Source organism: Streptomyces sp. NPDC005533 (assembly GCF_042871845.1).
Classification (GTDB): Bacteria; Actinomycetota; Actinomycetes; order Streptomycetales; family Streptomycetaceae; genus Streptomyces.
Genome location: NZ_JBIAJH010000022.1, coordinates 135850 through 147193, shown reverse-complemented (window position 1 = coordinate 147193; position 11344 = coordinate 135850). Strand labels below are relative to the sequence as shown.

The window sequence follows — 11344 nt, the reverse complement described above, 5'->3', positions numbered from 1 at the left end:
GCTTCCTTTGTACTCACCCTCTCGGGCTTTCCTCCGGGCTTTCGTTCTGTTGTGTTGCTGTGTTCTTGCGTTTCCGACTCTATCAGACTCTTTCGGGCCTGACCCCCAGTCAGCGGGGTTTGTCTTCCGGGCTGTTGGGCCCTTCCGACTCCCGAACTCTAGTGGATTTCCCCGGCGATTCATAATCGGCCTTCGGAAATGAATTCGGGCATGCCGAATTCGTTCCCAGTGGGAGATCGTGCTGAGTTGGGTGCCGCAACGAGGCGGCGGGATGAGTGGTCGCCTGAACCTTCCGGTCTCAGGGACAACTCGAAGAACCTTACGGATCCCCGCGTTCCGTGTCAACCCCGGTGGTCAGCTGGGGGACTGGAGGTCCTCCACGCGGTCCAGCAGCCGGGTGAGCATGTCGCCCAGCACCCCGCGCTCCGCCGTGGAGAGGTCCTGGAGGAGGTCCTCCTCGAAGACCGTGGCCGCGCGCATCGCGTCCAGCCACTTGCTGCGGCCCTCGTCCGTCAGCTCCACGATCACGCGGACCCGGTTGGACTCGTCCCGTTCGCGGGTGACCAGTCCTTCCGCGGTCATGCGGTCGATCCGGTGGGTCATCGCCGCCGGCGTGAGGCCCAGCTGCTTCGCGAGCTCGCTCGGGCCCATCCGGTACGGGGCGCCGGAGATGACGAGGGCCTTGAGGACCTCCCACTCCGCGTTGCTGATGCCGAGGGCCGCGGTCTGGCGTCCGTACGCGACGTTCATCCGGCGGTGCAGCCGGCTCAGTGCCGACACGACCTTCTCGACCTGGGGGTCGAGGTCCTGGAACTCGCGCTGATAGACGGCGATCTGTTCGTCGAGGGTCGGCTCGTGGACGGGCGTGGTGCCGTCGGGGGTGTCACCCATGGGTCGAAGTATGGCACGAGCCCGTTGGCGTCTAACTCCTTCGATGTGTAGAGTTAAGGATCGAAGTTTAGGTATGAAGTTCTGAAGTCTTCAGTCTTCGGCTCTCAAAGGCAGGTGAGAAGTGACCAAGGTGATGGGCGCTGCGATGCGGCGGATCCAGGCCGGGAACGCGCTGACCGCGTTCGGCATCGGTTTCACGGTTCCGTTCCTCTACATCTACGTGGCGCAGGTGCGAGATCTGGGCTCCATGGCGGCCACGAGCGCGTTCGTGGCGTTCGCCCTGGGCGCCCTCGTCGCGCTGCCCTTCACCGGTCGGGTCATCGACCGACGCGGTCCGGTGCCCGTGGTCATGGGTGCGGCCGTCGCCGCGTCGGCCGGTGCGCTCTCGCTCGGGCTCTCCACCGGCATCGTGCCCATCCTGCTGTCGGCGCTGGCGCTCGGCGCCGGGCAGGCCGTCATGCAGCCGGCGCTGGCCACGATGATCGTGTGGTGCTCCACGCCGTCCACCCGGACCCGTGCCTTCGCCCTGCAGTTCTTCATGCAGAACCTGGGTCTGGGCATCGGCGGTCTCATCGGCGGTCAGATCGTCGACGAGAGCCGGCCCGGCAGCTTCACCCTGCTGTTCGGCATCGAGGCCGTCATGTTCCTGGTGCTGGCCGGGGTCATCGCCACCGTGCGTCTGCCGCAGGTGCAGGGGTTCAAGGACGCCCGGCCCAAGGACACGGCACAGGCGGGTGGCGGCTGGAAGCGGCTGCTCCGGCACAAGGCCATGGTGCAGCTGTGCGTGCTGGGCTTCGTGGTGTTCTTCGCCTGCTACGGGCAGTTCGAGTCGGGTCTGGCAGCCTTCGGTACCGAGGCCGCCGGGATCTCCCCCTCCACGCTCGGTTTCGCCCTGGCCGCCAACACCGGTGCGATCGTCGTCGCGCAGTTCGTCGTGCTCAGGCTCGTCGAGAAGCGCCGACGGTCCCGGGTGATCGCGCTCGTGGGTCTGATCTGGACCGTGGCGTGGGTCATCGCCGGGTTCTCGGGTCTGGGGCACGGCAGCGCCATGATGGCCGCCGCGGCGTTCGTCAGCACGTACGCGCTCTTCGGCATCGGCGAGGCCATGCTGTCGCCGACCCTGGCGCCGCTGGTCGCGGACCTGGCGCCCGAGGGCTCGGTGGGGCAGTACAACTCGGCCTTCGCGCTGGTCAAGCAGATGGCGCTGGCGCTGGGACCGCTCGGGGTGCCGCTCGGTGCGGGCGTTCCGATGCTCTACATCGGTGTCTTCGTGCTGGTGTCGCTGGGGATCGCCGGTCTGGCGCTGCGGCTCGGCAGGCGGCTGAGTCCGGCGCAGGACAACCCGTGGCTGGCGAGCCGGGTCGTGGCGCAGGGCGGTCCGGTGGTGGCGGCCAAGGCCGGCGCCGCAGCGGAGCCCGTGAGCGCGTGAGCGCGTAGCGACGTACGCGTGGCACGAACGCGCGGCACGTATGTACGTACGCGTGAGTGGACGGATGCGCGGAAGGCCCCGGTCCTTGTGGACCGGGGCCTTCCGTGTGTGCGGCTGCTACTTGTCCGGCAGGGCGAACTCGCACCAGACGGCCTTGCCGCCGCCCGGGGTGCGGCGGGAGCCCCAGGAAGAGGCGATGGTGGCGATGATCGAGATGCCGCGTCCGGTCTCGTCGCCCGGTTCTGCGCGGCGGCGGCGCGGGAGGTGGTCGTCCCCGTCGGTGACCTCGATGATCAGGCGGCGGTCGGTGCGGCGCAGTCGCAGGCGCATCGGCGGGGTGCCGTGCTGGAGGGAGTTCGCCACGAGCTCGCTGGCGGCCAGGACGCCGAGGTCGCACAGCTCGACCGGGAAGCGCCAGGAGGCGAGGACTCCCTGGGCGAAGGCGCGGGCGCGCGGGGCGGCCTCGATGCCGCCGAGGAGTTCCAGGGCGGCGTTGTGGAAGAGCTCGGCGTCCGCGCCGGTGCGGGCGGGCTGCTGGAGGACCATCACGGCGACGTCGTCGTCGTGGTCGGCGTCCACGCCGAGGGCGCGCATCAGGCGGTCGCAGATGACGGCCGGGGTGCCCTGGGCGCCGGCGAGGGCGCGTTCCAGGGCGGCGACGCCCTCGTCGATGTCCTCGCCGCGGCGTTCGACCAGGCCGTCGGTGTAGAGGACGGCGGTGGAGCCGGGGCCGAGGGCGATGGTGCCTGAGGTGTGCAGCCAGCCGCCGGTGCCGAGCGGTGGTCCGGTGGGGTCGGCGGCTCTGCGGACGGTGCCGTCCTCGTCGCGGACCAGGATCGGGAGGTGGCCTGCGGAGGCGTACGCGAGGAGGCCCTCGTTGGGGTCGTGGACGGCGTACACGCAGGTGGCGATCTGGCTGGCGTCGATCTCGGCGGCGAGTCCGTCGAGGAGCTGGAGCACCTCGTGCGGGGGCAGGTCGAGGCGGGCGTAGGCGCGGACGGCGGTGCGGAGCTGGCCCATGACGGCGGCGGCGCGGACCCCGCGGCCCATGACGTCGCCGATGACGAGGGCGGTGCGGCCGGCGCCGAGGGTGATGACGTCGTACCAGTCTCCGCCGACGGCGGCCTCGGTGCCGCCGGGCTGGTAGGTGGCGGCCACCCGGAGGTCGTCGGGCTGTTCCAGTTCCTGCGGGAGCAGGGAGCGCTGGAGGGTGACGGCGGCTTCGCGCTGGCGGCGTTCGCTGGCGCGGAGCCGTTCGACGGCCTCGGTGTGGTCGGTGACGTCGGCGAGGTGGATGAGGACGCCGGTGTGGTGGGCCTCCGGCTCGCTCGCGGCTTCGGCCGCCGTGCCCGTGCCCGTGCCCGTACTCGTGCTGGTGCCCGTGCCCGTGCTCGTACCGGTGCTCGGGTGGGGCTTGGCCCTGGGGAACTCGACCGGGGTGCAGGTGACCGTGTACGAGTGGGCGCCGCCGGGTGCGGTGCGGTTCTTGGCGGTACGGGACTTGCCGCTGCGCTGGACCTGGTCGAGGAGGGGGAGGAGGCCGAGCTCGCCCAGTTCGGGGAGGGACTCGTGGGCCGGGGCGCCGGGGGTGCGGGCGCCGAAGCCGGCCGTGTAGGCGTCGTTCACGTAGGCGACGCGGTGCTCGGGGCCGTGGACGAGGGCGACGAGGGCCGGGAGCCGGCCGAGGACCTCGCGTACGGAGAGCTCGTCGAGGGAGGGTACGGCGGTGAGGGCGCCGGTCCGCCGGGCCGTGGCCGTGCCGTTGCCGCTGCCGGGGCCGGTGCCGGTCCCGGATCCGCCGCCGGTGGCCGTGCCGGTGCCGCGGACCGTGGGGTCGGCGGGGTGGCCGTCGGCGGCGGGCGCGGCCCGCTCGGTTCCGGGGTCGGCGCGGCCGCCGCGGGCTGCCGGGACCGCGCCTTCACCCCGCTTGGCCTGGGCGGCGGCGTGTTCGGTCCGGGCGGCGGCGCGGCGCTGCGTTCCGGGAAACCGGGCGCTCCAGCGCGTGAAGTTCACTGCGTTCAAGCCTCGTGGTGTCGCGAGTGGTCGCTGTGTCGCTCGTGGGCGGTCGCTGACTGGACGATGTCACTCTGTGCAGGGGTGAGCCCACCTATGGTCACACGTCCAGTGTGGCCGACCGCACTGACAACGTCAGCCCTGGCCGTTCTTCGGGGGGTTGGGGGCGAGGGGCGGGGGAGGGGCCTTCGGGCCGCCGCTTGCGGCCAGTTCGAATTCTGCCCTGGGGTGTTCGAGGGAGCCCAGGGAGACGATCTCACGCTTGAAGAGGCCGGAGAGGGTCCACTCGGAGAGCACGCGCATTTTCCGGTTGAAGCTGGGGAGGCGGCTGAGGTGGTAGGCGCGGTGCATGAACCAGGCCGGGTAGGCCTTGATCTTGCGGCCGTAGATGTGGGCGACGCCCTTGTGGAGGCCGAGGGAGGCGACGGAGCCCGCGTACTTGTGGGCGTACTCGGTCAGGACCTCACCGCGCAGGGCGGCGAGGAGGTTGTCGGCGAGGACCTTGGCCTGACGGACGGCGTGCTGGGCGTTGGGGGCGCATTCGGCGCCCTTCTCGGCCGCGGTGATGTCGGGGACGGAGGCGGCGTCGCCCGCGGCCCAGGCGTGCTCGACTCCTTCGACGGTGAGGAAGGAGGTGCAGGCCAGCCGGCCGCGCTCGTTCTTGGGGAGGTCGGAGGCGGCCAGCAGGGGGTGCGGTTTGACTCCGGCGGTCCACACGACGGTGCGGGTGGGGAAGCGGGCGCCGTCGCTGAGGACGGCGACGCGGTTCTCGCAGGATTCGAGGCGGGTCTGCAGCCGGACGTCGATGTTGCGGCGGCGCAGTTCGCGGACCGTGTAGACGCCCATGTCGGGGCCGACCTCGGGGAGGATCCGGTCGCTGGCCTCGACGAGGACCCATTTCATGTCTTCGGGCTTGATGTTGTGGTAGTACCGCGCCGCGTAGCGGGCCATGTCCTCCAGCTCACCGAGGGCTTCGACGCCGGCGAATCCGCCGCCGACGAAGACGAAGGTGAGGGCGGCGTCGCGGAGGGCGGGATCGCGGGTGGAGGAGGCGATGTCCATCTGTTCGATGACGTGGTTGCGCAGGCCGATGGCCTCTTCGACGGTCTTGAACCCGATGCCGTAGTCGGCGAGCCCGGGGATGGGGAGGGTGCGGGAGATGGAGCCCGGGGCGAGGACGAGTTCGTCGTACTCCATCTCGAGGGGGCCGGTGCCCTCGTCGGGGGTGGCGAGGGTGCTGACGGTCACGGTCCGTTTGGAGTGGTCGATGCGCTGGGCCTCGCCGATGACGATGCGGCACTTGGGGAGGACGCGGCGCAGGGGGACCACGACGTGGCGGGGGGAGATCGCGCCGGCGGCCGCTTCGGGGAGGAAGGGCTGGTACGTCATGTAGGGCTCGGCGGTGACCACCGTGACCTCGGCTTCGTCGGCTCTCAGCTTTCGCTGGAGCCGGAGCGCCGTATACATGCCGACGTAGCCGCCGCCGACGATCAGGATGCGCGTACGGGGCGGGGTACCGGGGGCCGTGCCCCGGGAGTTAGCAGCCTTCACCATCCCATGACGCAACGTGGCCGGGAGTTTGTCCACAGGCCCGACAAATTGTGTGACCGGAGGTAGTGCTGGGGCGGGGTGGAAGCGGGCGTTCGGTGTGAGCGTAAATCCGCAGGTCAGGACGTGCGGAATGACAGATTCCGAGGGTATGGAACGGAAAAGTGGGGGTGAATGCTCCGATCGGGCGGTGGTCCGTCCGGGGCTGCCTCTTCTGAATTGACTCTGGCTCAACTATGTTCGTATCTCGTCGAGGAGTAGTAGGACCGGGCCCGAGACCGTGGCCCCCTCGACGTGAAGGCGGGGAGTGTCTCCGGGGGGAGACAAATGATTACCGGGGGAAACATATGAACATTTCCGATTTCCATGGCTCTGCGACCGCGCTCTCGGTCGAGAGCAACGGTCGCGCGCTCGCGGGCGGCACCACGCACGGCGTAGGCCGGTCCACGCCGCTGCGCGTCGACGCCCAGCGCAACCTGGAACACGTGCTGCGAGCGGCCCGCGAGGTCTTCGGCGAGCTGGGCTACGGGGCTCCGATGGAGGACGTGGCGCGGCGCGCGCGGGTCGGTGTCGGCACCGTGTACCGGCGCTTCCCGAGCAAGGACGTCCTCGTCCGGCGGATAGCCGAGGAGGAGACCGCGCGACTGACCGAGCAGGCCAGGACCGCACTGGGTCAGGAGGAGGAGCCGTGGCAGGCGCTGTCGCGCTTCCTGCGCACCTCCGTGGCCTCGGGCGCCGGGCGGCTGCTGCCGCCGCAGGTGCTGCGGGTCGGTTCGGCGAGCGAGGACGGGGCCGAGGAGGCCGAGGAAGTACGGGTTCCGCAGCAGCGCCAGGCCGTCGTGGCCGCCGGTTCCCCCGACCTGCGGGTCGTGGGCACGCGGAGCGCGGTGGAGGACGAGCCCTCGGACGACGCGGGTGCGGGTGCGCTGCTGGAGGTCGTCGGCCGACTGGTGCACCGTGCACGGGAGGCCGGTGAGCTGCGCGCCGACGTCACGGTGGCCGATGTGCTGCTGGTGATAGCGACGGCGGCGCCCGCGTTGCCCGACCCGGCGCAGCAGGCGGCGGCTTCGACCCGGCTGCTCGACATCCTGCTCGAAGGGCTGCGGTCCCGGACGGCGTGACCTGCGTGGTTCGGCATCGGTCCGGCGCCGCTTCGGCGCCGGGCGGATGCCCGCCCACTCGAATCGGGTGACTCTCGTACCGTCCGGCCGTTCGCACGTCGGGGCGACCACAGGGCGATGGGCCGAATTGTGCCCGGACGAGTGGATGGCGCGCAGAGAGCTCCGACGCGCGAGCGCCGTGTGACACGCTTGATTGGTGTACCGGTTGAGTGTGTCGTGCGGGGGCTTCCGCGATGAGCGTTGACGGTCGGGAAGAGCCACTCGGTGGCGGCGGCAGCGAGGTCGAGACGGGCAGCCTGCCCGCACGGCAGGTGCCGGCCCAGCGCGAACCGGGCGGGCGCCACGCACGCCCCTCGGGCTCTTCCGGCCCCGGCGGGATCGGGAGCGAACTCCCCTCGTCCGACGGTGACTTGATCGCCCGGATGCGGGGCGGGGACGACGGTGCGTACGAGGAGCTGTTCCGTCGCCATGCCGATGCCGTACGGCGCTACGCGCGGACCTGCTGCCGGGACGGGCACACCGCCGACGACCTGACCGCCGAGGTGTTCGCACGGACCCTGCAGGCGGTACGGGGCGGGGCGGGGCCGGACCAGTCGGTGCGGGCCTATCTGCTGACGACCGTGCGCAGGGTGGCCGCGGCCTGGGCCAAGACGGCCAAGCGGGAGCAACTCGTCGAGGACTTCGCGGTCTTCGCGGAGCAGGCGTCCGCGGGCGCGGAGAGCGGAGCCGGGATCTCGGGGCTGTCCGGGGACGACACGCTCGAACTGGGCGCGGACGTGCGGGCGATGCACGAGGCCGAGCAGTCACTGGCCATGCAGGCCTTCCGCAGCCTGCCCGAGCGGTGGCAGGCCGTGCTGTGGCACACCACCGTCGAGGAGGCGTCGCCGAGCGCGATCGCCCCGCTGTTCGGGCTCAGCGCCAACGCGACGGCCGTGCTGGCCAGTCGTGCCCGAGAAGGGCTGAAGCAGGCCTATCTGCAGGCCCACGTGAGCGCGGCGTTGAGCGCGGGCGGTGACTGCGCGCGCTACTCGGACCGGCTGGGCGCGTACGCGCGGGGCGGGCTGCGGATGCGGGCGGAGCGGGGGCTGCGCAAGCACCTGGAGGAGTGCGCGAAGTGCCGGCTGGCCGCCGGGGAGCTCAAGGACGTCAACGCGGGCATTCCCGCGCTGCTTCCCGTCGCGGTCATCGGGTGGTTCGCGGCCGGGTACGCGGCCAAGGCCGCCGGGGTGGTGGCCGGTGGTGCGGTCGCCGCGGGCGGGGCCGGGGCCGCGGCCGCCGCCTCCGGCGGGTCGACCGCGGGGGCCGGGGCCGCCGGGGCCGCGGGGGGTGCCGGGGCGGGTGCGGGTGCCGCGGGCGGGGCCGCCGGGGCGGGCGCCGGGAGTGGGGGCGGGGCCGGGGCGGGGGGTGCGCTGGCTTCCGAGGGGCTCGGGATGCCGGCCAAGGCCGCCATCGCCGCCGGGATCGCGGTGGCCGCGGCCGCCGGGGTGGTGTTCGCGCTCGCGGGCGACGATCCCGAGCCGCAGGCCCGGGCGAAGCCCGCGCCCGGGGTGGCCGCGCCGGTGGTGCCCGATGCCCCCGCCTCGCCCTCGGCGGAGCCGAGGCCGGGTGGGGAACCGCCGCGCGCGCGGGGCTCCGTACCGCCGGCGCGGGTGCCGTCGCCGACGCCTTCGGCTCCGGCCGCCGCGGCTCCCCCGGCCCCCTCGCCGTCCTCGTCCCCGGCGCCGCCTTCGCCCTCGCCTTCGCCGAGCCGGGAGAGGCCCGCGCCCAGGCCGTCCCCGAGCCCGCCCTCCCCGAAGCCGACGCCGCCGCCGTCGAAGTCGCCGCAGGGGTTCCAGCTGGCCCGGCTCGACCAGTCGGCCTTCGGGAACCACAGCGGTCCCGAAGTGCAGACCTGGCGCAGCAGCTGGGTGTGGCAGCGCTGGGGGCTGGAGGTGGGCGGCCGCCGCTTCGCGCAGGGCATCACCGTGAACTCGCGTTCCTCGGTGGAGATCGCCCTCAACCGGCAGTGCACGAGTTTCTCGGCGCAGGCCGGGGTGGACGGGCTGTCGCTGTTCACCGACGGCTCGGTGCGGTTCTCCGTCTACGCCGACGGGCAGCGGCTGTGGCAGTCCGCCGCCCTCGGCCACGACGACCCGCCGGTGGGCGTGCAGGTGTCCCTCGCCGGCCGCGAGACGCTGCGGCTGGTGGTGGAGAAGGCCGGGCCGGGCAGCCTGCCGACGCTGGCGAGCTGGGCCGACGCCGTGATCAGCTGCCGGTGAGCCCGGCGGTGCGCGTGGCGATGCGGGCCGCGGCGAGCCAGTACGGTCTCGGCGGGCCGGCCGTCGTCAGCTAGCAGTACGGCGGCCGGCTCCGGGCCACCGTCTGGTCACCGCCGTCTGGTCACCGCCGTCTGGTCACCGCCGGCCGCCCTCGCGGCAGGGCTCAGGTGATCGAGACGTCTCCGTTGTCCTCCAGCAGCGTGCGCAGGGCCCCCGCCAGCGTGGCGCAGGTGGCGGCGTCGAGGGGGGCGAGCAGTTCGGCGTAGCAGCTGAGGTGGTCGGTGATCAGCGACTCGGTGAGTGCGAGGCTCTGCTCCGTGAGGCGGATGCGGACCGAGCGGCGGTCCTGCCCGTCCCGGACCCGCTCGACCAGGCCCTTGGCCTCCATGCGGTCGATGCGGTTGGTGATCGCGCCCGAGGTCACCATGGCGGCCGGGATGAGGGCGCCGGCGGTCAGCGCGTACGGGGGGCCGGAGCGGCGGAGGGTGAAGAGGATGTCGAGCTCGCCCACCTCCAGGTCCCGTTCGGCCGCGAAGGCCTTGAGGTGGCGGTCGACGATGCGGTTCATCCGCTGGATGCGGGCCACCACCTCGACGGCCCACAGGCCGGGCGCCAGCTCGGGCCGCTCGGCCGCCCACTGGCCCACGATCGCGTCCACCGCGTCACTCATGTCGCGTCCTCACCCTCATCCTCGTGCGTCGTCTTGCACCTCCAGACTATCTCAACGTTAAGACACTTGACGTTGAGAGGACTCCTCTGATTTTATCTCAACGTTGAGATTCTGAACCTTCAGAGGAATCGGGGTTGGGGCCACCATGACCACCAGTACGAGTGCCACGCGCACGACCGCCGCCCGCGGCAACACCGGCAGCGACACCGGCCGGCCCCGCCTCGTCCCCGTCCTGTGGCTGGCGCTGCTGGCCACCCCCGTCGCCGCCGCCGCCAACGCTCCCGTGCTGATCCTTCCGGACATGGCCGGCTCCCTCGGGGTGGCCACGTCCACCGCCGCCTGGCTCGTCGCCGCCTTCGCCTGGGCCATGGCCGTCGCCATCCCGCTGCTCGCCGGGCTGCTGCGCCGCCGCGGCCTGGCTCCGGTGCTCCGGCTGTCCAGCGCCCTCCTCCTCGGCGGCACGCTCCTCGTCGCCGCGTCCCCCTGGCTGCCGCTGACCCTCCTCGGGCGGGCCGCGCAGGCCGCCGGCGGCGCCGGTCTGGTGGCCGCCGCGATGAGCCTGGCCGGTTCGGCCCGCCGCATGGGCGTCATCAGTGCCGGCTTCGGCATGCTCGGCGCGACCGGCCCGCTCCTCGGCGCCCAGCTCTCGCACTCCGTCTCGTGGCGGCTCTCGCTCTCGGTGTCCCTGATTTCGCTGCTGGCGGTGCCCGCGGTGAGCAAGTACGCGAAGGCCCCGGCGGCCGCCCCGCAGGGCAGGTTCGACGCACGCGGCGCCGCACTGCTGACGCTGCTGGCCACGGCCCTGGTCCTGCTGCCCCACGCACCGGCCGTCGCCCTCGGCTCCGCGGCCCTCGCCGCCGTACTGCTCGCGCTCCACATGCGGCGGCGCCCCGAGGGCTTCGTCCCGGCCGCGCTGATCCGCAAGCCCCTCTTCCTCGGCTCCGCGCTGCTGGCGCTCGCGCTGTCGACCTCGTACTTCACGCTGCTGTTCGCCGTGCCCCGGCTGATCTCGGACCGTGCGGGCTGGGACACCGGCGCGGCCGGCGCGGGTCAGCTCGTGGCACTGCTCCTCGGCTCCGCGCTCTCCTGGCTGCTGGCGGCCGGCTCGGCGCGCATGGGGCGGGTGGCCGTCCGCACGGTGCTGATCGGGATCGGCACCCTGGCGGCCCTGGTCGCGGCCTTCGCGAGCCACGGACCCCTGCTGCTCCTGGCCACCATGGGCGGCGTGTTCGGTGCGACCGGAGCCAACGCCGTCCTGTCCACGCACGCCGCGTCGAGCGTCCCCGAGGCCCAGCGCCCCACGGCCATCGGCCTGTTCACCCTCTGCTACCAGCTCGGCGGCGCCTTCGGCCCGGCGATCGCGACGGCCCTGGTCCTCGGCTCCTGAGCCCCGGGTGCCTCAACCCCCGGGTGC

8 protein-coding genes are annotated in these 11344 nt (G+C 72.6%); 4 read left to right on the top strand and 4 right to left on the bottom strand.

Translation table 11 applies throughout. The annotated features are described in order from the left end of the window. Positions 1–354 precede the first annotated feature (354 nt). Positions 355–891 carry a MarR family winged helix-turn-helix transcriptional regulator gene (locus ACFYP3_RS22990; RefSeq protein WP_388835466.1) on the bottom strand — a complete coding sequence of 179 codons (537 nt, stop codon included), beginning with the start codon at positions 889–891 and terminating at the stop codon, positions 355–357. Between the two features lie 133 nt (positions 892–1024). Between ACFYP3_RS22990 and ACFYP3_RS22985 the strand changes: the two genes are divergently transcribed. Continuing rightward, entirely contained in the window at positions 1025–2320 is a 1296-nt protein-coding gene (locus ACFYP3_RS22985) for an MFS transporter (protein ID WP_199808210.1), read from the top strand. A gap of 117 nt (positions 2321–2437) precedes the next feature. Here the strand turns inward: ACFYP3_RS22985 and ACFYP3_RS22980 are convergent, their stop codons facing one another. Beyond that, positions 2438–4333, bottom strand: coding sequence for a SpoIIE family protein phosphatase (locus ACFYP3_RS22980; protein ID WP_388835489.1), 1896 nt, complete (start codon positions 4331–4333; stop codon positions 2438–2440). A 135-nt stretch (positions 4334–4468) separates the two neighbouring features. Further along, the gene (locus tag ACFYP3_RS22975; RefSeq protein ID WP_388835464.1) at positions 4469–5887 is read right to left on the bottom strand and encodes an NAD(P)/FAD-dependent oxidoreductase; all 1419 of its coding nucleotides are present in this window, start codon (positions 5885–5887) and stop codon (positions 4469–4471) included. A gap of 341 nt (positions 5888–6228) precedes the next feature. On the opposite strand from ACFYP3_RS22975, the gene ACFYP3_RS22970 reads away from it, so the two are divergent. Beyond that, positions 6229–7002, top strand: coding sequence for a TetR/AcrR family transcriptional regulator (locus ACFYP3_RS22970; protein ID WP_388835461.1), 774 nt, complete (start codon positions 6229–6231; stop codon positions 7000–7002). 233 nt (positions 7003–7235) lie between these two features. Further along, on the top strand, positions 7236–9260 hold the full coding sequence (locus ACFYP3_RS22965; protein WP_388835459.1) for a sigma-70 family RNA polymerase sigma factor: 2025 nt from the start codon (positions 7236–7238) through the stop codon (positions 9258–9260). Between the two features lie 163 nt (positions 9261–9423). Here ACFYP3_RS22965 and ACFYP3_RS22960 read toward each other — a convergent pair whose 3' ends face one another. After that, positions 9424–9930, bottom strand: coding sequence for a MarR family winged helix-turn-helix transcriptional regulator (locus ACFYP3_RS22960; protein ID WP_388835457.1), 507 nt, complete (start codon positions 9928–9930; stop codon positions 9424–9426). Between the two features lie 145 nt (positions 9931–10075). Here ACFYP3_RS22960 and ACFYP3_RS22955 point away from each other — a divergent pair, with 145 nt between their 5' ends. Continuing rightward, positions 10076–11317, top strand: a complete 1242-nt coding sequence (locus ACFYP3_RS22955) for an MFS transporter (RefSeq protein ID WP_388835455.1) — start codon at positions 10076–10078, stop codon at positions 11315–11317. Positions 11318–11344 lie beyond the last annotated feature (27 nt).